Genomic DNA, 21,407 nt, shown 5'->3' with positions numbered 1-21,407 from the left:
AATGGCACAAATCTCCGCCTACGCGATCACGCCCTTCACCAAGTTGCCGTGAATGTCTGTCAGTCGATAATCGCGGCCCTGGAACGGGAAAGTCAGTCGTTCGTGGTTGATGCCGAGCAGATGCAGGATCGTGGCGTTCAAATCATGCACATGGACCGGATCACGCGTGATGTTGTAGCAGTAGTCGTCCGTCTCGCCGTAGGTCGTGCCCTTTTTGACACCCGCACCGGCCATGAAGACGGTGAAGCAGCGCGGATGATGATCGCGGCCGTAGTTTGTCTCCGTCAGCGTGCCTTGGGAGTAGATCGTGCGACCAAACTCACCGCCCCAGACAATCAGCGTGTCATCGAGCAGACCTCGTTGCTTCAAATCTTTGATCAAAGCTGCCGTCGGTTGATCCGTGTCACGACATTGGCCTTTGATCGCATTTGGCAGCCCACCGTGATGATCCCAGCCCATGTGGAAAAGTTGAATGAATCGCACATCGCGTTCCGCCAGACGACGCGCCAGCAGACAGTTCGCCGCATAGGTGCCGGGTGTCTTCACATCCGGTCCGTACTCATCCAGCACATGCTGCGGCTCCTTCGAGGTGTCGGTCAAGTCGGGCACGCTTGCCTGCATGCGGAAGGCCATTTCATACTGCGCCACGCGTGCCGTGATCTCAGGATCGCCGAAAAGCTGGTGATCGTGCTGATTCAAGGCCGCGAGTTCATCCAGCATGCCCCGCCGCATGCCACGATTCACCCCTGCTGGATCGGAGAGATACAGCACGGGGTCGCCCACATTGCGAAACTTCACACCCTGATGCTGCGTGGGCAAAAAGCCCGAACTCCACAGGCGATCGTAGAGCGGTTGGTCATCACGACGACCGGTGCCGAATGAAGTGAGCACCACATAGGCCGGCAAATCGCGATTAGTGCTGCCCAGGCCATAGCTTAGCCATGAACCGATGCTCGGACGCCCCGCAAGCTGTGAACCCGTCTGGCAAAACGTGATCGCCGGATCGTGATTGATCGCCTCCGTGTGCATGGAGCGGATGAAACACAGTTCATCGGCGATTTTGGAGATGTTCGGCATCAGTTCGCTGATCCATGCGCCGCCCTGGCCGTGCTGGGCGAATTTGAACATCGACGGGGCCACCGGAAACGTCTTCTGCCCCGACGTCATGCCCGTGAGCCGCTGCCCCAAACGAATCGATGCCGGCAGGTCCTCCCCGCGATGTTTTTCCATCTGCGGCTTCGGATCAAACAGGTCCATCTGCGAGGGCGCACCGCTTTGGAACAGGTAGATGATGCGTTTTGCCTTCGGCGCGAAATGCGTGGGCGCAGCCGCGAGTTGCGAGGCAAGTGCGGTGGAACCGAGCGCGAGGCCGCTGTGCTTGAGAAAGGCACGCCGGTTGAGCCGGTCTTGAACATTGAACAATGAACGCTGAACATTGAACATTGAATGGTCGGACATGAGAAAGCGTGGTTCGGGGTGGTTTGGAAAATTCAAAATTCAATGTTCGACTTCAGCGTTCAATGTTCATTTCGTCGCATTGCGCTGCGCCGTTTTGATGCTGGCGACAAAAATACGAATCAACTCATCCGTTTCTTTGAGCAGCGGCTTGGCTGACACCTTCGCGGGAATCAGCGGCACCCGCACAACGAGCTTGAGCCAGCGGTCCGTTTCTCGCAGTTCCTTGAGCGCCACTTTCATCTTGTGGATGAAATCCTTGCTCGATTCCGCCGAAACAGCTTCGCCCTGCTGTCCCAGCGGAGACGTTCCCGACCTCATGAGCTGGTTGCTGACATGCCGTCCCGAGTCTGTCTTCAGCATCGACTCCGTGAATCGAATGATGTCTGCCGCGTAATTCAACAGCCGTTCTTCAAGATCGTATCGTGGCTCAGAGGTGTGGGTTGGCGTGCTCATGGCGGTTTGAGAGATGGAACGCTGAACATTGAACGCTGAACATTGAACATTGAACATTGAACATTGAACATTGAACATTGAATGGTCAGAGGTGCCAGTTCGCGAGCGTGGGTCGTGTTTGGAAATTCAATGTTCAATGTTCGACTTCAAAGTTCAATGTTCCTCAGTCGCGGGTGATGGTGCGGTCCAGATTGAGCAGCACGCTGGCCGTCATGGTGTAGGCGGCGAGTTCGGCGGCGTTGAGCGAGGCGTCGGGCTTCGATTCGCCGGTGGCGATGAGCTTGGCGGCGGATTCGGGCGAGGCTTTGAACTCAGCAAGACGCTGATTCAAACCGGTCAGCAAAATGCGTTTGGCATCCACATCAGGCTGACGGGAGGTGACGAGGCGATAGCCGTAGGCGATGCGGGATTCGGGTGTGGAGCCACCCTCTTTAATGATTCGCTGCGCCAAGGCCCGTGCGGCTTCGACGAAGGTGACTTCGTTGAGCAACGCGAGCGCTTGCAGCGGCGTGTTCGTGCGTGAGCGCTTCACGGTGCAGAGTTCGCGGGAAGGGGAGTCGAAGAGCAGCATCGTGGGCGGTGCGGCGGTGCGTTTCCAGATGGTGTACATCGTGCGGCGGTACAATCCTTCGCCGGTGTCGTTCTTGTAGCCGCGCAGGTTGCCGTACTTGCTCGTTTCATCCCACACGCCTTCGGGCATGTAGGGACGCACACTGTCGCCACCGATCTTTGGCACGAGCAGTCCGCTCAAGGCGAGCGCCTGATCGCGCACCAGCTCTCCTGCGAGGCGGAAACGTGGGCCGCGGGCCAGCAGGCGGTTGTCAGGGTCTTTGGCGATAAGTTCGGGCGTGACTTTGCTTTGCTGGCGATAGGCCTGGCTCATCACCAGTTGTTTTTGCAGCGCCTTCATGTCCCAGCCGCTGCGCATGAATTCGACGGCCAGCCAATCAAGCAACTCAGGATGCACCGGGTATTCGGCCTGCGAGCCGAGGTTCTCGGTGGTTTTGCACAAACCGTAGCCAAAGAACTTCTCCCACGCGCGATTGACCCACACACGCGCCGTGAGCGGATTGGAAGGATCGACGAGCCATTTGGCAAGACCGAGACGATTGAGCGGCGCACCTTTGGGCAGTGGCGGCAGCACCGCAGGCAGGCCCATGCTTACTTTGGCGGTCGGTTTGTCGTATTCGCCACGGCTGAGGATGAAGGCGTCACGCGGTTGCGGCATTTCCTCCATCACCATGACGTTCGGCAGTTTGTTCTTGGCATCGTCGAGCGCCTTTTGTTTCGCGGTGACGAGGTCGTTCGCGCGTTTGAGCGGGCTGTCCACGTTCGTTGCGAAGAATTTCTCGATTTCGGTCTGCTGCGGCTTCGTGCGTTTGTCCGCCGGAGTTTGCAGAATGATTTTCACGGCGGCGAGTTGCGTGTCGCCGTCGAGTTTGAGCGTTTCAGCGGGCGCGGCAGTCGAGGAAATGCGGAAGCGGCCGATGTTGTGGTTGCTGATGGCTTCATGCCGCAGTCGCAGCATCAGCATGGCGCCTTCCGCTGCTTGCAGAGGTTGTTGCAGCACAAACATCGCGCGGCGTGGGTCTTTCTTGCTGTTGCCGTCGATGGCCCAGCCTCTGCCCTTGTCACGTTTGAGCACTTTATCGATCTCGTAGCCTTTTTGTGAGTAATCGGCGGCCACGCGGGAAAGTGTTTGTTTCTCCGGCTTGCCGCCGGGCTTTTGAAGGAAGACATCAAAGTCAGTCAGCACGAAATTGCCGTTGGAATTGCGGCCAAGGCTCTGATTGGGCAGCGAAGCATCAGGCAGGCATTCGAGCAGCACGGCAGTCACGCCCTCCTTGGGCAGCGGGGCATCGAAGAGGTAGGTGTCATTGGCCGGATTCGGGCCGCTGGCGAGCCAGGAACCGTCGCTTTGACGTGTGAGGGTCGCGCCTTTGTCCTTCTCTTTGGAAATGACCTGCGTCGGTTGCAGCGGCGACCACGCGTTTTGCGTCTGGGAGAGGTTTTTCAATGCCTGCGGCTCCCAGGCGGCGATGAGCTTCGGCAAATCCTTGCGGGCTGTTGCACCTTGTTGCTTTGCGGCCTCAATTTCTTTCTGCATGGCCGCCAGGTTCGCTTCGGTGGCCGGATCGCTGACGGTGACGACAGGATCTTCGTTACCGCCGGAGCGATTGGAGCCGCCGGTGATGGTGCCGCGCTCGTTGGTGTTGTTGAAGAACGAGAAGAGCTGATAAAACTCCTTTTGCGTGATCGGATCGAATTTGTGGTCGTGGCAGCGGCAGCAGTTCAGGCTCAGCGCCATCCAGGTGAAGCCGGTCGTTTCGACGCGGTCGATGATGTTCTCGATGCGCCACTCGTCAGCGATGATGCCGCCTTCGCCGTTGATGCGGTGGTTGCGGTTGAAGCCGGTGGCGACTTTTTGATCGAGCGTGGCGTTCGGCAGAAGATCACCGGCGATCTGCTCGATGGTGAACTGGTCGAAGGGCTTGTTGTCGTTGAACGCACGGATCACCCAGTCACGCCATGGCCACATGCTGCGGCTGCTGTCGGTTTGGAAGCCGTGGCTGTCCGCGTAACGTGCGAAGTCGAGCCACTGCATCGCCATGCGCTCGCCGTAGTGCGGCGATTGCAGCAAGCGATCCACCACCTTCTCATAGGCGCTCGGTGATGGGTCCTTTTCAAAGGCATCGACCTCTGCCGGTGTTGGTGGCAGACCGGTCAAATCGAGCGAAGCACGACGAATCAGCGTGGCGCGGTCTGCTTCTAGCGATGACTTCAATTCTTCTTGAGCGAGACGGGCCGTGATGAAGAGATCGATGCTGTGCGGACCTGGCGTGGTCGGCCTGACCGGCGGAATGAATGCCCAGTGCCCTTGATACTCGGCCCCTTCAGCCACCCATTGCTTGAGCAGTGTTTTTTCGCGATCTGTGAGCGGTTTGCCGAGCTTCGATGGCGGCATGAGATCGTCTTCGTTGCTCGTGAAGCAGCGGGCGATGAGTTCGCTTTGATCCGGTGTGCCAGGAACAATCGCCACCGCGCCCGACTTCGCCGCCTTGAGCGCCGACTCACGCTGATCGAGCCGCAGTCCGCTTTTGCGCTCTTTTTCGTCCGGCCCGTGGCAATGGAAGCACTTGTCCGAGAGAATGGGCCGGATGTCGCGATTGAAGATGATCTTCTCGGCGGCATGGGAGGTTGCAGGAAGTGAGATGAGCAGAAACAGAAAGGGACGCATTGCGGGGACGGAAACGATGTTTTGGAGGCAAATCTACCCGATGATGAGGGCGAAAATCAATCTGCCGCCTGATGGGGTGCGAAAGTTTGAGGCACCGTTTACTCTCCGCATGCCTTCCGATGTCCCAGAACCCAGCCAGCCCAGCGCCCGTGAAGCCGCTGCTCACCCAGGAGCCGATGGCCCGGATCTTATCTTCGCGGCGCTCGATCACCTCCGAGGAATTTCGGCGGCAGGTGGAGGCGCATCTGGGCCGCCCTCTCTCTCCCGGCAGAAAGAAAGCCTGCGTGAATGGGCGGGAAGTCTGGGTCTGCTGCTGAATCCTGATGAGATTGTGCCGCGTCTCGAACGTGGTGGTCAGGAGCACGAACACCGCAGAGAGAGGAACGCCGCAGAGTTCAGATCAATCATCCTCTGTGCCTCTCGGTGCTCTCTGTGGTGATGCCCATGCCGCTTGTCATTTCACCACAGAGGCCACGGAGGAACACAGAGTTTTCCAATCAAAACCTCTGCGGCGTTCCAAGCTCTGCGGTGCAGTTTGAATCAGCGCCGCTTGAGTGTCGGCGGGCAGCTTGGGAGCTGTCGGGGGCGGTGGAATCGAGGACGAGTTCGAGTAGGAGGACGAGATGAGCCGCCTGCAACGCATTCGGCACCGTTCTTGACTGCTTGACCTCTTGACCGTTGACCGTTGACCGCACGTTTTCCCACTTCGCAACTCGACAACGTGGCGGGGTTGAAGTGTAATTCCAGCATTCCAACCGCCTTCATGCAGTCCTCGTCACGCACGCCGCCGAACATTCGTGATCATGAGACGCTCCGCCTCATCGGGCGCGGGGCGTTTGGGGAGGTGTGGCTGGCGCGGAGTGTGACGGGGGTGCTGCGGGCGGTGAAGGTGGTGTGGAGGGAGGATTACGACAATCCGGACGCGTTTGAGCGTGAGTTCGAGGCGCTGAAGCGCTTTGAGCCGATCTCGCGTCGCCATGAAGGGCTGGTACCGATTTTGCAAGTGGGCCGTAGCGATCAGGAGGGCTTCTATTATTATGTGATGGAACTGGCGGATGATCTGGAGACCGGGCGTAACATCGATGCGGCGACGTACAAGCCGCACACGCTGGGTTTGCAGATGCGGCGGGACAAACGGGTGTCGGCGGAGCTATGCATCAAGCTGGGGGCGACGATTGCGGAGGGGCTGGACTATCTGCATCGCAATCAGCTCATTCATCGCGACGTGAAGCCGTCGAATTTGATTTTCATCGACGGCATTGGCCGGCTGGCGGACATCGGGCTGGTGGCGCTGCTGGGGCAGCGTAGTTTTGTGGGTACGGAGGGTTTTGTGGCTCCTGAAGGGCCGGGGACGGCGGCGTCGGACATTTTTTCGCTCGGCATGGTGCTGTATGAGGCGAGTACGGGGAAGGACCGGCTGGATTTCCCGGACATTCCGTCGTGCTCGGAGACGGGGGCGGATCTGGAACTGTGGCGCAGGCTGCATGACGCGATCTGCACGGCCTGTGCGCCAAAGGCGAAGCAGCGCTTCGTGAGCGCACGCGAAATGGCGCTGGCGCTGCGCGGTGAGCCGCTGCCGTCGTCGCGCAAGCTGATGTGGTCGTGGATTGCCGCCGGTTCGGTGGCGCTGGTGCTGGCGGTGGGTTTTGGCATGTGGCTGGCGCAAAGTCAGCGCCGCAGTGCGCTGGTGGCGATGAACAACAGTGTGCCGAGGTTGAAGATCATCACGACGCCGCCGGGTGCGGTGGTGTTTGCGGGTGAGGAGCAACTTGGTGTGACGCCGGTGGAACTCAATCCGGCCGAGGGCGTGCCGGTGATCTATCAGCTCCGGCTGCCGGGGCACAAGCAGGTCGAGATCGAGCACATCGCATCGGATACGAAGCCGGCGGTGTTTGATTTGAAGATGGAAGCCTCGCGGCTGCCACAAAAGGGCGAGCGCTGGATGAACAGCCTCGGCATGGCGTTTAAACCGGGGCCGGGCGGACACATCAGCGCCGATCCGGTGGAGATGAAGTTTTTCCGCCGCTTCATTGAGGTCACCGGGCGCTCGTTTGAGGGCAAGGTGGTGCGGTTTCAGCAGGGGAAGGAGCAGGAGACGGCGTATCTCGTGGTCGTGCCGGATGGCGACGCGGAGGCGTTTCGCTACTGGCTGACGGATCGCGACCGCAGCGAGGCGTTTCTGAGCCAGGAGCATCACTATGAGGTGGAGCCGTTTTATTTTGTCGAGAGCGGCCAGCCGGTAACAGAAGAAATGCCGGACGGGCGTGAGACGGAAACCAGTGCGGGCGAGGAGAAAAACTGGCGGGCGTTCCTGCTGCGGGTGGAGCGCCAGACTTATGGCAGCGTGATCGTGCGCAGTCAGCCGGAGAAGGTGCGCGTGTTTCAGCATGAGCAGTTTCTGGGCGAGACGCCGCTGGAACTGCCGCGTGTGCGCACCGGGCCGGTGGAGTTTGAACTGCGTGAGGAAGGCTTCGCCGATGTGGTGCTGGAGGGCGAGGTGAAGGAAGGTGAGCAGGCGGAGCTGTTTGCCGACATGCAGACGCGTAAGGCGGTGACCTTTGGCCGACAGTGGAAGGCCAATAGCCTGGGCATGAATTTTGTGCCGCTGGGCGATGTGATGATCTCGGCGTGGGAGACGCGGCATCGAGATTTCATTGAGTATTCCAAAGCCGCACAGGTCCGCCGGCCCGGGCGCGTGGATGACAGCGGCAAAGGTGGATCGCTGCCGGTGGCGGGGGTGGATCGCCATGAGGCGCGGGCGTTTTGCGCGTGGCTCACGGAACGTGAACGCAATGCCGGACTGATCGGCGCGAAGGATGTGTATCGTCTGCCGACCGATGAGGAATGGAGCCGGGCAGTCGGGTTGCCGCTCGAACGCGGCACTACGCCGGAAGACCGCAACGGGCGCATCCGCGGCATTTACTCCTGGGGCTTCGACTGGCCACCGCCTTCAGGTGTGGACAACCTTGCGGACATGCATGCCGCGCGCAAAGCCAGCCTGGACAGCGCCATTGCCGGTTATGAGGACAAATTTCCGTTCCTGGCTCCCGTGACGGCGTTGCAGCCCAATGAGCGCGGCATCAGCGGACTTGCGGGCAATGTCTCCGAATGGGTGGACACCGATTACGAGCCGGTTCCGGCCGCCAAACCGGGCGAGCAGGCCAAACCGGCGCTGGGAACGACCCGTGGCGGCAACTGGCGCACCGCCGCGCAGGAGGAGCTGCTCGCTTCCGCCCGCATGCCCGTGCCGCCGGAGACGCGGCGGAACACGATCGGCTTCCGCGTGGTGCTGGTGCGGGGGAAGTGAGAGTCGTCAAGCGGTCAAGGCTGCGCCGTCAAGTTGGTCAAGCAGGTCAGTGTTCGACTCTTGACCATTCCTTGACGAATCCTTGACCTTCCCTGCATCTTCCCGACTTTGTGCGTCAAAACCACCGCGCTGGCGCGTTTCTGCTTCACCCCCAAATCATGCTAACTACTCTTGATTCCCCGCTGGCTTCGGCTGCGACCGAAGTCAACGCGCCGAAAAAGGTCGAACAGACCGAGGTCGGCAATTACTTCGTTTCCAACTACCCGCCCTTCTCGTTCTGGCAGCCGGATCAGGTTTCGCTCGTCGATGAAGTGCTGCAACGGCCTGCGCCAGCCGACATTCCGCTCGGTGTCTATTTTCACATTCCGTTCTGCCGCAAGCGCTGCCACTTCTGCTACTTCAAGGTCTATACCGACAAAAATGCGCAGGAGGTGAAGGCCTACATCGACGCTGGGATGCGTGAGATGGCGACCTTTGCCAGCCAGCCATATCTACAGGGCCGCAAGGCGCACTTCGTGTACTTTGGTGGTGGCACACCGAGCTATCTCTCGGTGCCGCAGCTCAAAGATCTCACAAACCGCATGAAAGACCTCGTGTCGTGGGAAGGCGCGGCGGAGGTGGCCTTCGAGGCTGAACCCGGCACGCTGAACGAGGTGAAGCTCACCGGCATTCGCGAGATCGGTGTTACGCGCCTGAGCCTCGGTGTGGAAAATTTTGATGACCACATTCTCGAAACGAACGGTCGTGCGCATCGCAGCGGCGAGATCGAAAAATCCTATCGCTTTGCCCGCACGCTCGGCTTTGAGCACATCAACATCGACCTCATCGCTGGCATGATGAACGAGACGCATGCGAACTGGAAAGACACCGTGTCGAAGGCCGTCGCCATGCAGCCGGATGCGGTGACGATTTATCAGATGGAGGTGCCCTACAACACCACCATGTATCAGCAGATGAAGGCCGAGGGCAAGGTCACCGCGCCCGTGGCTGACTGGCAGACGAAGCGCGACTGGGTGAGCTACGCGTTCGATGAATTCCAAAAGGTCGGCTACACCGTGACCAGCGCCTACACCGTGGTGAAGGATCCGCAGCGCATCAAATTCGTCTATCGCGACTCGTTGTGGGAAGGCGCTGACCTTTTGAGCTGTGGTGTGGCCTCGTTCGGCCACCTCGGCGGCGTGCATTATCAAAACCAGGCCGATGTCGGCCCCTACATGCAGGCACTGGATGCCGGCCAGCGGCCAATTTATCGCGCCTATCAAACCACGGCTGAAGACCGCTTCGTGCGCGAGTTCATTCTCAAGCTCAAGCTGGGCCGCAGCGAGTTCGACTACTACATCAAGAAGTTTGGCGAAGATCCGCGCAAACACTTCGGGCCGCAGCTCGATTATCTCGCGAAGGAAGGCTTTGCCACGCTCGACGCCAACGGCATCACGCTCACCCGCGATGGTTTGCTCCAGGTGGACCGCCTGCTGCACGAATTCTTCCTGCCCCAGCACCGCCAGTATGCGCGCTACACCTGATGTCGATGCCGCACGTCCCGACGAGGACATCCTGGCACCCTTGATCTTCTTTTACGGCATCGGCAGCACTCGTCCGCGCGTGACGTTCGTGCAGCCGGACGAGCTGGCAGAGCAGGAGCGCAGCCTGCTGGTTCATGATAAAGACATGACACCGCGTCTGCGCGAGTTTCACGGCTGCGAGATTGATCTCGATGTCGCCGCCCGTGCGCGCATCGGCAATTATCTCGTTCGCGCTTCCGTCTTGCATCGTCGCAGCGACGGCAAACCCATCGAATTCGGCGCCATTGGCATCCACCTTGATCTGTTGCCCGAGGAAGCCCAAAAACTCGTCCTCGAAGGCCGCGTGCCCTTTGGGGCGATCCTTGAGCGCTTTGGGGTGCCGCATTCCAGCCATCCACGCGGTTATTTCCGCATTTCCGTCGATCAGCGCCTCGCCGAGTTGCTCGGCGCGACGAGCGGCCAGATGCTTTTTGGCCGCTGCAACGAGCTGCGCCACGGCAGCGGTCGTGTGCTGGCGGATGTGGTCGAGGTGCTGCCGCGTTTGGCGTAGATGGCGCAGCGTGTGCGGTTGGTGGTCAAACCAGTTGCGATCCGGGGGTTATGCGGCTTGAGTTGTCACGTCACAAACCGTCTGTAAAACCTGCTCCACTGTTATGATCCGTCCCCCCATTTCAATCTCGGCCTTCACGGCTGGCATGCTGCTGCTCGGCAGCCTGAATCTCACTGCCGCGCCGCAAGGTACTAAAGGTGTCGAAGAATTCGATCCGTTGGCCTTCCCAGGCAAGGTTGTCGATGACGTGGTTGTGCCGGTGCCGAGCGAGGTGTTTTCGGTGCTCGACAAGCTGGGCGAACCGAACTGGCGTGCTGAGTTGCGCAAGCAGGAGATGCCAACGACCAGTGATCGCACGAAGCTCTCGCTGCTGTTTGGCTACACCGTGGCGGAAGGCTTCGTCGCCGTGCAAGCGGAGGACAAGGAGGCGGTGAAAGACATCGGCCGTGATGTGATCGCTCTCTCGAAAAGCCTCGGCCTCAGCAAATCGGTGCTGCCGCATGCGCAGAGCATCCTGGATGCCGCCGACAAGGGCAACTGGAGCGCCATCCGCAAAGAATTCGACCAGACGCAGAAGACGGTGCGCGATACGATGGAGCAGATGAAGGACATCGACCTTTCGCAGTGTGTCAGCCTCGGCGGCTGGTTGCGTGGCACGGCTTCGGTCACTTCGGTCGTGAAAAAAAGCTTTTCTGCCGATCGTGCTGAACTGCTGAACCAGCCGATGCTCGTGGAGCATTTCGTGAATTCGATTTCCAAGATGCCAGCGAGCACCCGCGACCACGATGTGGTCAGATCCATCGGTAAAGGCCTCGGTTCCGTGCTCCAGCAAATGGAAGGCGCGGTGGACGGTTTCTCAAAGGACGCCGTGTCCGACATCGGCAAGACCTGCGACGGCCTGCTGACTGAAATTCTCGCCAAGAAGTAACACTGTGAACGTCATGCGCATGAATTCATTTTTTGGAAGAATCACCTGCACCGCGCTGGTGCTGGCTGTCGCGACATTGGTTCACGCGACGGTGGATGAGGCGCATGATTTCACCATGGAGGCCGCCACGCCATTTGTGGAGCAGGGTTTCATCGTGCGTGAAGACTACTGGAATGGCGAGGTCAAGAGCGGCCAGAAGCTCATGATTACCCACCAGCTTTTCAAGGGCAACGAGTACGCGTTCTGGCTCGGCACGAGCCAGGAGGGGGTGACGCTCGATATGAAGGTCTTCGACGAGAAAAACCAGCCCGTGCAGATCAATGCGAAGGCGGACAAGTTCTTCATGAGCGTGCGAGTGAACCCGCCGAAGACCGGCACTTACAAGATCGTCTTCGAGCTGAAGTCGAAGAAGGAGCCGGGCGTGCTCTGGGCGCTGGCATATGGTTATCGCTGATGCCCGTCGCCACGCTCACCTATGAGACGCCGCAGTTTCTGCAGAAGCTGATTGGCAATGACCTCGGCAGTCTGCGGCTCGTGGCGGAAACGTTTGGCGTGAATGTGACCAGCCGCGAAGGCTGGGTGCGGATCGAAGGGGATGATGACAAAATTCCCGCAGTTCGTGAAGTGTTCATGCAGCTCGAAAAGGTGCGCCGTCAGGGCGGCGAGGTTTCCTTCGCGATGGTGCGCCTTGTCATTGAAAGCGTGCAGCGTGAAGTTGGCGATGCGCCGGCGGAGGCGATCATGCAGTTGAAACTGCTCGGTTCCAGCAAGCGTCCGGCGGTTCTGGCCAAAACACGTGGCCAGATCGCTTATGTGCAGGCCATGCGTGAAAGTGAAGTCGTCTTCGGCGTCGGCCCCGCTGGCACGGGCAAGACCTACCTCGCGATGGCGCAGGGCCTGCATTGGTTGAAGGAAAAAGTCGTGCAGCGGCTCGTTTTGACCCGTCCAGCCGTTGAAGCCGGCGAGGCGCTGGGTTTTCTGCCCGGCGATCTCAAGGAGAAAATCTTCCCCTACCTGCGCCCACTGTACGATGCGCTTTACGACATGCTCGATCCCGAAGAAGCCGAGCGCCTCATCGAACGCGGCAGCATCGAGATCGCGCCGTTGGCCTACATGCGTGGCCGCACGCTCAAAAACGCCTTCATCATCCTCGATGAAGCGCAAAACACCACGACCGAACAGATGCTCATGTTCCTGACTCGCCTCGGTGATGGTGCGCGCTGCGTGGTCACCGGCGATCCTTCGCAGATCGACCTCCGTCGCAATGTGAGGTCGGGTTTGAAGGAGGCGGTTGAATTGCTTCAGGACGTGGAGGGCGTGCGTTTCGTCAGCTTTGCGCCGAAGGACATCGTCCGTCTGCCGGTCGTGCAACGTATCATTGAGGCCTATCAATCGGGTCGCGCCCGCAAAAATGAGCCACAACGGCACCCGGAGGCCGAAGGGCAAGGGAAAGATTCTTGTCCGACCCCGGATGTGTGATAGCATCGCCGTCACCCCCTTACCCAAAACATGTTCGAGTCCATTCGTCGGGCCAGACTTCAACGCGAAGGGCTTTCTTGCGGTAAAACCCGCCGAAAGCACCAGGAGGGTGATTTGTTTGACGAGATGCGCACCCATCCGGCTGGCACCGTCGGGGTTTACGTGCTGTTCTTCATCGGCGTCGCCGTGCTGATGCGCTTGGGCACGCATGTCGAAGACGGTCTGCCAGCTCTGACCTGGCTGCATGCGCTGTATGCCGCCGCCATCGGTTTTGCCCTCGTCGCTCATGAGCGTATTGCCCTGCGCGAGCAGATCAGCGACAACAGCATCCTGCTTCTCGTGCTCGGCACCTTGCTGATGCATTTGGCGCTCATCGTGTTCACGCTGGACCTGTCCGCCAATCAAAGCTGGGGCAAAACGCTCAAAGCCATCGTCCTGCCGCATGCCTTTGGCCCGCTGGTGCTCTCGGTGATCTTGGGCCGCCGCATCGGCTTGTTCGGGGCCATTTATGCCACACTGTTCGGCGTGCTGGTCTGTGTTTCGGTCTCCGCACCCACGTTCATGGCCACCTCGGCCTTGATCGGCTTTACCGGCGTGTTGCTCACCAAGCGCGTCAGCCGCCGCAACCGCCTGTTCATGGCCGGACTCTATGTCGGCGTCGTGGCGATGGCTTTTTCACTGCTGCTGCATGAAGCTGCAGGCGTGATCATGGAGGAGCAAATCGGCCGCATGATCGGCCTTCCGCTCATCATTGGCGTCATCACCGGCATGGCCGTCGGCGGTTTGGTTCCCGTGCTGGAGAGCGTGTTCGGCGTCACCACCGATGTCTCCTGGCTCGAACTCGGCGATTTGAACCACCCACTCATGCGCCGCCTGAGCATCGAAGCCCCCGGCACCTACCATCACAGCCTCGTCGTCGCGAATCTCGCCGAAGCCGCCGCAGAAACTATCGGTGCCCGTGCCAGCATGTGCCGTGTGAGTGCCTACTTCCATGACATCGGCAAGCTCAGCAAGCCGGAGTACTTCGTTGAAAACATGGACCCTTCGGCGAACCCACATGACGATCTCACGCCGCGCATGAGCGCTCTCGTTATCATCGCGCATGTCAAAGACGGCGTTGATCTCGCCATCAAGCACAACCTCAACTCGCGCATCATCGACGTGATCGAGCAGCACCACGGCACCTCGCTCGCGTGGTATTTCTACCGTCAGGCGCTGGATCAGAAGGCGGAAATGGAGCGCCTTGTGAAGCAATCGAAAGCCAAGGAAGACGACGTGCCGCAGGTCAGCGAGGAAACCTTCCGCTATCCTGGGCCGAAGCCGCAGTTCAAAGAAGCCGCCATTATTTCGCTCGCCGATGCCGTCGAGAGCGCCTCGCGCACGCTGGAAAAGCCCAACGCCTCTCGCATCGAAACAATGATCGCCGAGATCGTGCAAGCCCGCATGCTCGATGGTCAGCTCGACGAATGCGATCTCACCATCGCTGAACTCGCCAAGGTGAAGGCCAGCTTTGCCAAAACCCTGCTCAGCATGATGCATGGCCGCATCAAGTATCAAAAAGCCAACGAAGCCACGCCTGCGTCCACGATGGGATTGCGTGACGAGCCCAAACCTCGTCTAGCCCGTGATGACGAAACACCCACGACCACCTCAATGAAGATCGTCGAAGCCTCCTTCGCCGGCCCAGCCGCCGAGGCCGCCGCCAAAAAGAGCCGCAGCCGTAAATCGCCTCCCGCCTCCGCCGCCTGATGCCGCTGCCGAAGCTTCGCATCTACAACCGTCAGAAAGCGCACGCCATCCCGCTGCCTTGGCTGCGCCGCATCGGCAAAGCCGCACTTCCAGGCTGCATTGCCGCGATCAAATCCCCCGACGCACCGCTCGCATCCCTGCCAGAGATTGAGATCACCATCGTCAACGACGCCGACATCGCCCGCGTTCACGGCGATTTCCTCGACGATCCCACCCCCACCGACGTCATCACCTTCCACCACGGCGAAATCCTCATCAGCGCCGACACCGCAGAGCGACAGGGCAGGGAACACGGCCAGTCCGTCGATCACGAGGTCGCCCTCTATCTCGTCCACGGTCTCATGCACCTCGCTGGATGGGATGATCACGATGAAGCCGAGGCTCGTGAGATGGCACAGCGACAGGAAAGCATCCTGCGCGATGCCTTGATGGCCATTTGATTACTGCTCCAGCACCTTGAGCGCATTGCGCAGCAGTGTGAGGCCTGCTTCCTGACTTTTTTCCGGGTGAAACTGCACCGCCACGAGGTTCTTCTTCGCGATGCCGCTGATAAAGCTCACGCCGTAATCCGTCCGGCACAGCGCCAGCGACTCATCCAGCACCTCGGGGTAATACGAATGCACGAAATAGACATAGGTCGGGTTCGGCAGGCCATCCCATACCGCTGACTGAGCCGTTTCCCACTGCGCCACGTTCCAGCCCATGTGCGGAATCTTCAAACCGCTCGCGGCATCGAATTTGCGCACCTTGCCGGCCACTGCGGACAAACCTTCGACACCAGGGCATTCCTCGCTGCTTTCAAACAAGAGCTGATAACCGAGACAGATGCCGAGATAGGGCCTCTCGGCCTTTAGCCACGCTCGCAGCGGCTCCCACAGTCCGGTTTCCTTCAAGATGCGCACCGAGTCACCGAACGCGCCTTGTCCAGGAAACACGAGCACGTCGATGTCCTCAAAGTCCGCAGGCTTCGTCACGAGATTCGCATGCGCTCCGATGGCTTTGAAGGCATTCAACACGCTGCGCAGGTTACCTGCGCCATAATCCAGCACACCGAGTTTCATCACAGAACGTCCTTTGTGCTTGGGATGCCGGTGACGCGCGGATCATGCTTGGTGGCCGCATCCAGCGCGCGTGCGAGGCCTTTGAAAATCGCCTCCGCCATGTGGTGGGCGTCGCGTCCGCGACGGATTTCGACGTGCAGCGTCGCCAGCAGGCTCGACGCGAAGGCGCGCAGGAATTCCTCCACGAGCTGATAGCTGAAGCGGTTCACACCGCCGATGGCTTCGACGTTCTCAGGCGCGTGATAGCTGAGAAAAGACCGACCGCTGAGGTCGAGCGCGACTTCCGCAAGCGTCTCATCCATGGGAAGCAGCCAGAAGCCATAACGCACGATGCCAGCCTTGTTGCCCAAGGCTTCGCGGAAGCAGTTGCCCAGCACGATGCCCGTGTCCTCGACTGTGTGATGATAATCTACCTCGATGTCGCCCACGACCTTCACCTTGAGGTCGAACAATCCATGCTTCGTAAACAACGTCAGCATGTGGTCGAAGAATGGCACTCCTGTGTCGATCTGTGACTTGCCGGACCCATCGACATTGAGTTCGATCTCAATGTCCGTCTCGGCGGTTTTGCGGTGCTGCTTGGCGGTTCTGGCTTGGCTCATGAGCCGCGAATCAACACGCGGTTACCCCGTAGCGCAACCGTCCCGGTTGCAGTTTGGCAAGCGGGACGATCGCCCTTACGCCACAATGCCTTTCACCAGCTTCCCATGCACATCCGTGAGCCGGTAGCGCCGCCCCTGGAACTTATACGTCAGCCGTTCGTGGTCGATGCCGAGCAGGTGCATCAGCGTGGCGTGGAAATCGTGGATGTGTAGGCCGTCCTTGACCGTGTTGTAGCCGAACTCGTCCGTTTCGCCATACACCGAGCCTGCCTTGATGCCACCACCGGCAAACCACGCGCTGAAACAGCGCGGATGATGATCGCGGCCGAAGTTGGTGCTGATCTTGCCCTGGCAATACGCCGTGCGGCCAAACTCGCCGCCCCAGACGACTAGTGTGTCATCGAGCAAGCCACGTTGTTTGAGATCTTTGACCAGCGCCGCAGCCGGTTGATCCGTTTCCTTGCAAAGCTTCGGCAGCGCACCTGGCAGACCGCCGTGATGATCCCAATCCTGATGGTAGAGCTGAATGAAACGCACACCCTTCTCGGCCAGACGCCGCGCTTGCAGGCAGTTCGCGGCAAAGGTGCCCGGAGTCTTCACATCCGGCCCGTAACTGTCGAGCACATGCTGCGGCTCGTCGCTGAGATCGGTGACTTCAGGAATGCTCGTCTGCATGCGGAAAGCCATTTCATAATGGTCGATGCGGTTCTGAATCTCCGCGTCTGGCGTTCCGGCAAATTGATGCTCATGCAACTCCTTCAGGCGATCCAGCATCAACCTGCGGCTGTCCGCGCTGATTCCCGCCGGATTGCCGAGATACAGCACCGGGTCCTTCGCCGCACGGAACAACACGCCCTGATGCTTCGTTGGCAAAAAGCCGCTGCCCCAAAGATGCGATCCCAGTGGCTGCCCACCCTTGCCCTTCGTGATCAGCACCGTGAACGAAGGCAGATTCGTATTGTCCGCGCCGAGTCCATAGCTCAGCCAAGAGCCAAAACTCGGTCGCCCCGCGATCTGTGATCCCGTCTGGAAAAACGTCACCCCAGGGCCGTGATTGATCGACTCCGTGAACATCGACCGCGCCACGCAGATGTCGTCCGCGATGCCTGCCGTGTGCGGCAGCAACTCACTGAACCATCCACCCGCCTGCCCATGCTGTGTGAACTTGAACGGTGATCCCACCATCGGAATCGACGACTGATTCCCCGACATCCCCGTCAGTCTCTGACCGCCGCGCACCGAGTCAGGAAGCTGCTCGCCGTTCCGCTGGTTCAGCAGCGGCTTGTAATCAAACAGATCCAGATGCGACGGTCCGCCCGACATGAACAGATAAATGATCCGCTTCGCCTTCGCAAAATGATGCGTGGCCCCGAGCACGCCGCGATCCACCGCCGCCCCCTGGCTCTCCTGCGCCAGCATCTCGTTCAATGCGATGCCACCCAGGCCCAGGCCGAAGCGCTGGAGCAGAGAACGGCGATTTAGGGGCAACGAATCGGATGGTTCTGGAACCACTGACTGACACTGACTGGCACTGATGGGATTCATGATCGGAGACCGGGTTAAAGAACATAGCGCTTCCATTCGACGCCATCGATTGGAGCGAAATTGATGAGATAGCCGACAGGCATCTTGGCAAGACGCATGTAGTTGAGTAGTTGGGCGGAATGCTCAGGCTGAAGGCTGGCCACGGCCTTCAGTTCCACGACAACGCCTTCGTACACATACCGGTCGGGGATATAGCGCTTCTTCAGTTCGCGCCCCTTGTAGAAGATGGCGATCTCCTGCTTGGAGCGGAACGGGATGCCTCTCATTTCGAGTTCCAGCTCGAAGCTCTCCTGATAAACGTCTTCTGCCAGTCCGCCGCCCGTCTCATCATGCACGGCAAACGCCGCTCCGATCAGCAGAAACCCTTCCTTCTTATAAAGCTCCTTTTCCATAAGGTTTGAAAGTCAGTGTCAGTCAGTGCCAGTCAGTGGTTCAAAAATCTCATCTTTTCACCACACAGGCATCGTGGTTCATCAAAGCCTGGGCTAGAACTGCTGCCGCAGCCGCTTCTGGCGCCGGAATGGCGGCATCCCGCTTGGCATTCCCAATCTTGAGCAGCTCCTCCGCCGCCTTCGGCACCGCCTTGAAATGCGCGAGCTGTTCCTGATAAAGTTGTGTCGTGATCTGGAACTCGCGTGCATCCGGTTTGCGGCTCAGGCAGCGCAGAAAGCCGAGTTCGATCATCTTGGGTAGATCGCTTTTCGCTTCGAGGTGCAGCTTCTCGCCAAGCACGCGTGCGGCTTCGACATACTGCACGCCGTTGAGCAGAATGAGTGCCTGGAGCGGTGAATCGGTGCGTTCGCGTCGTGAAATGCACACGGCACGTCTTGGCGCGTCGAAAGCCACCATTGCAGGCGGTGGACTCGTGCGTCGCCAGTTTGTGTAAAGGCTGCGGCGATACACGGCATCACCCGCGCTCGGGCCGACCGGTTTGAACGCCTCGGTCATTTCATAGGGATACACCGGCGGCCCACCCACCGTGAGCTTGAGCAAACCCGCAGCCGCGAGCGCATTGTCGCGAATCATCTCCGCCGGCAGGCGGAAACGCGGCCCGCGTGCCAGCCATTGGTTTTCAGGATCATCCGCCATCGTCTTCGCATCGGCGAAGCTATTCTGTCGATAGACCTGGCTCGTCACGATCTCCTTCACCAGCGCTTTCACGTCCCAGCCGCTTTGGATGAATTTCATGGCGAGATAATCGAGCAACTCAGGATAGAGCGGCCTCTCACCCTGGCTGCCGAAGTCTTCCGTGGTCTTCACCAAGCCACGGCCGAACAAGCTCTGCCACAGGCGGTTCACCGTGACTCGCGCCATGAGCGGATGATCCGGCTCGGTGAGCCATTGCGCGTAGCCGAGGCGATTCTTTGGCGCTTCTTTGGGAAACGGTGACAGCGAAGCAGGAGTCGTGGGGCCGACTTCTTCGCCACGCTTGTCGTACTCGCCACGCGTGAGCACGTAGGCCTGCTTGGGCTGCGGCAGCTCCTTCATGACCATCAGTTCCTTCTGCGCATCCTGAAACGTGAACAGCTCCGCCCGCGCCTTTTGCAGGTCGGCGTTCCTTTCTGAGGTTACATCACGGCCAAAGACGCGGAAGTCGTCGATGAGCCCGCCTTTGAAGCCACGATCCCGCATGCGCTCGCCGAGGCTGATGTTGTCATGGCCGCCACCGGCGATGGTTTTCGTCAGGTTGTCTTTGATGACATCCACGGTGGCCTGCTTGCCATCCACGAAGATCTTCAAGCCATCCGCACGGCTGCTGCCATCATAGGTCACGATCACCTGCAGCCACTGTTTCAGCGGAATGTTCTCCTTGGTGCGGATGCTGATCGCATTGCCCGGCCAGAAGTGAATCAGCGACCATTTGAGCTTTCCTTCCTCAATCAGCAGCTCGTAGCCGCGGCTCGCTGCGTCCGTCCAAGCCTGTGAGCGATGAAACACCACCGCGCGATCCTTCACGTCCGGCGTTTGCATCCACAGCGACACGCTGAAGGGCTCATGGCGTTGGAAATTGCCCAGCGGCGTGTCCACCGCGTCATCGCCGGTGAACTGGATGGCGTTGCCGATCTTGCCTGGCACCAGTTTGTTCTCGCCCTTGAGTGTCGCGGCGGGATCAGGCGGCCCTTTGTCCTTGGCATCCTTCTTCGGCTGCGGCGGAGGTGCCTCATGCAGCGAATCGGCCAGCTTGTTGCCTTTCAACTCATCAAACGTGAAGTGAGCCAGTTCATCGCGGCTTAGATCGAGTGGTGTTGAGGATTTGGGCTTTTCCAATGCTGCCACCTTGGCTTTGAGCGACGCCATCTTGTCCTTCGCTGGCTGATCCATGAGCATCATCGCCGGAGTCGGCGGGGAAGGGGTGAAGAAGGAATAAAGACCGGCTTCATCGATGTTTTGCAGCATCGAGAACAGCCCGTAATACTCCTTCTGCGTGATCGGGTCATACTTGTGATCGTGACAGCGCGAACACTCGAAGGTTAAACCAAGGAAGGCTGTTGAGACGGTCTGCACGCGATCAGCGATGTATTCGACGCGATACTCCTCCTCCACGCTGCCACCCTCGTTTTCCTGCTGATGCAGACGATTGAACGCGGTGGCGAGGATCTGCTCGTCAGTCGCATTCGGTAGCAGATCGCCCGCAAGCTGCCAGGTCACGAACTTGTCATAGGACAGGTTGTCATTGAACGCCTTCACCACCCAGTCGCGCCACGGCCATACCTCGCGTTCACGGTCCACCTGGAAGCCGTAGCTGTCCGCGTAGCGCGCCACGTCCAGCCAGTCCACCGCCATGCGTTCGCCGTAGTGTGGCGATGCGAGCAGACGCGTGACGAGATGCTGGATGCTTGATGCTGGATCGAACTGATGCTCGGTGACGAAGGCGGTGACCTCCTCTGGTGTCGGTGGCAGGCCAGTGAGGTCAAAGCTGAGGCGGCGGATGAGGGTTTCCGGCGTCGCTTCGGCTTGCAGTTTTAATCCGCGCTCAGCAAGGCCAGCGCTGACGATCTTGTCGATGCTTTGCTCTTTCGTCGCCTCAGGCTTCAACGGAATGAAGGCCCAATGCGCCTCATACTCCGCGCCTTCGTCGATCCATTGCTTCAAGATGGCGAGTTCATCCTTTGTCAGGTTGCCGAGCTTCGATTTGGCTGGCGGCATGTGGTCATCCTCATCGCTCGTGATGATACGCTGAATCATCTCGCTCACCTCCGCTTTGCCAGGAACGAACGCCTTCGCTTCTACGGCAGCGTAGCGCTCATCCAGCCGCAGATCGGCTTCACGCTTCTTTGGATCGGGTCCGTGGCAGAAGAAGCACTTGTCCGAGAGAATTGGGCGCACATCACGATTGAACTTCACTTTTTGAGCTCCCTGACATGCCGAACCAGCGACGAAAGAAACTAATTCTGCTTTGTTAGAAAAATTCATTGACATTTTTGGTGGACGCGAGCATTAGGACGGACCGCGTGCGCGCATTCTGTGCGCACGCGAGCAAAGACAACAACCAGCCCAGGCCGACGTACGTCGG

The 21,407-nt window shown here is 59.4% G+C and carries 17 protein-coding genes; 9 read left to right on the top strand and 8 right to left on the bottom strand.

The window, feature by feature from the left end:
- Window positions 1-18: 18 nt before the first annotated feature.
- From ACKVY0_RS11710 to ACKVY0_RS11700, 3 genes are all read right to left on the bottom strand, one after another.
- Window positions 19-1,458, bottom strand: a complete 1,440-nt coding sequence (locus tag ACKVY0_RS11710; protein WP_409215003.1) for a DUF1501 domain-containing protein — start codon at window positions 1,456-1,458, stop codon at window positions 19-21.
- Between the two features lie 66 nt (window positions 1,459-1,524).
- Entirely contained in the window at window positions 1,525-1,911 is a 387-nt protein-coding gene (locus ACKVY0_RS11705) for a four helix bundle protein (RefSeq protein ID WP_409215002.1), read from the bottom strand.
- A 163-nt stretch (window positions 1,912-2,074) separates the two neighbouring features.
- Complete coding sequence (locus tag ACKVY0_RS11700) at window positions 2,075-5,149, bottom strand: PSD1 and planctomycete cytochrome C domain-containing protein (protein WP_409215001.1); 3,075 nt, start codon at window positions 5,147-5,149, stop codon at window positions 2,075-2,077.
- Between the two features lie 119 nt (window positions 5,150-5,268).
- Here ACKVY0_RS11700 and ACKVY0_RS11695 point away from each other — a divergent pair, with 119 nt between their 5' ends.
- From ACKVY0_RS11695 to ybeY, 9 genes are all read left to right on the top strand, one after another.
- On the top strand, window positions 5,269-5,466 hold the full coding sequence (locus ACKVY0_RS11695; protein ID WP_409215000.1) for a hypothetical protein: 198 nt from the start codon (window positions 5,269-5,271) through the stop codon (window positions 5,464-5,466).
- A gap of 446 nt (window positions 5,467-5,912) precedes the next feature.
- Window positions 5,913-8,456: a protein kinase domain-containing protein gene (locus tag ACKVY0_RS11690; RefSeq protein ID WP_409214999.1), complete on the top strand. Its 2,544-nt coding sequence runs from the start codon at window positions 5,913-5,915 to the stop codon at window positions 8,454-8,456.
- 158 nt (window positions 8,457-8,614) lie between these two features.
- Window positions 8,615-9,979 carry a coproporphyrinogen-III oxidase family protein gene (locus tag ACKVY0_RS11685; protein WP_409214998.1) on the top strand — a complete coding sequence of 455 codons (1,365 nt, stop codon included), beginning with the start codon at window positions 8,615-8,617 and terminating at the stop codon, window positions 9,977-9,979.
- A complete protein-coding gene (locus ACKVY0_RS11680) occupies window positions 9,963-10,529 on the top strand; it encodes a hypothetical protein (RefSeq protein WP_409214997.1) in 567 nt (188 codons plus the stop codon). The genes ACKVY0_RS11685 and ACKVY0_RS11680 overlap by 17 nt, the downstream gene beginning before the upstream one ends.
- Before the next feature lie 103 nt (window positions 10,530-10,632).
- Window positions 10,633-11,457 carry a hypothetical protein gene (locus ACKVY0_RS11675; protein WP_409214996.1) on the top strand — a complete coding sequence of 275 codons (825 nt, stop codon included), beginning with the start codon at window positions 10,633-10,635 and terminating at the stop codon, window positions 11,455-11,457.
- Between the two features lie 19 nt (window positions 11,458-11,476).
- Complete coding sequence (locus ACKVY0_RS11670) at window positions 11,477-11,911, top strand: hypothetical protein (RefSeq protein WP_409214995.1); 435 nt, start codon at window positions 11,477-11,479, stop codon at window positions 11,909-11,911.
- Window positions 11,911-12,936: a PhoH family protein gene (locus ACKVY0_RS11665; protein WP_409214994.1), complete on the top strand. Its 1,026-nt coding sequence runs from the start codon at window positions 11,911-11,913 to the stop codon at window positions 12,934-12,936. Before ACKVY0_RS11670 ends, ACKVY0_RS11665 begins: the two co-directional genes overlap by 1 nt.
- Before the next feature lie 30 nt (window positions 12,937-12,966).
- Entirely contained in the window at window positions 12,967-14,685 is a 1,719-nt protein-coding gene (locus ACKVY0_RS11660) for an HD family phosphohydrolase (protein WP_409214993.1), read from the top strand.
- Window positions 14,685-15,125, top strand: a complete 441-nt coding sequence (ybeY, locus tag ACKVY0_RS11655; RefSeq protein WP_409214992.1) for an rRNA maturation RNase YbeY — start codon at window positions 14,685-14,687, stop codon at window positions 15,123-15,125. The genes ACKVY0_RS11660 and ybeY overlap by 1 nt, the downstream gene beginning before the upstream one ends.
- On the opposite strand, the gene hisH is transcribed toward ybeY, so the two are convergent.
- From hisH to ACKVY0_RS11630, 5 genes are all read right to left on the bottom strand, one after another.
- Window positions 15,126-15,746 (bottom strand): imidazole glycerol phosphate synthase subunit HisH, encoded by a 621-nt coding sequence (gene hisH / locus ACKVY0_RS11650; RefSeq protein WP_409214991.1) that lies wholly within the window; start codon window positions 15,744-15,746, stop codon window positions 15,126-15,128.
- Window positions 15,746-16,348 carry an imidazoleglycerol-phosphate dehydratase HisB gene (gene hisB / locus ACKVY0_RS11645; RefSeq protein WP_322283504.1) on the bottom strand — a complete coding sequence of 201 codons (603 nt, stop codon included), beginning with the start codon at window positions 16,346-16,348 and terminating at the stop codon, window positions 15,746-15,748. Before hisB ends, hisH begins: the two co-directional genes overlap by 1 nt.
- A gap of 75 nt (window positions 16,349-16,423) precedes the next feature.
- Window positions 16,424-17,893: a DUF1501 domain-containing protein gene (locus ACKVY0_RS11640; RefSeq protein WP_409214990.1), complete on the bottom strand. Its 1,470-nt coding sequence runs from the start codon at window positions 17,891-17,893 to the stop codon at window positions 16,424-16,426.
- A 14-nt stretch (window positions 17,894-17,907) separates the two neighbouring features.
- Complete coding sequence (locus tag ACKVY0_RS11635; RefSeq protein ID WP_409214989.1) at window positions 17,908-18,285, bottom strand: GxxExxY protein; 378 nt, start codon at window positions 18,283-18,285, stop codon at window positions 17,908-17,910.
- A gap of 49 nt (window positions 18,286-18,334) precedes the next feature.
- On the bottom strand, window positions 18,335-21,220 hold the full coding sequence (locus ACKVY0_RS11630) for a DUF1553 domain-containing protein (protein ID WP_409214988.1): 2,886 nt from the start codon (window positions 21,218-21,220) through the stop codon (window positions 18,335-18,337).
- Window positions 21,221-21,407: the final 187 nt, after the last annotated feature.

This window comes from Prosthecobacter sp., from assembly GCF_046154365.1.
GTDB lineage: Bacteria > Verrucomicrobiota > Verrucomicrobiia > Verrucomicrobiales > Verrucomicrobiaceae > Prosthecobacter.
This window is presented reverse-complemented; position numbering and strand designations above follow the sequence as displayed.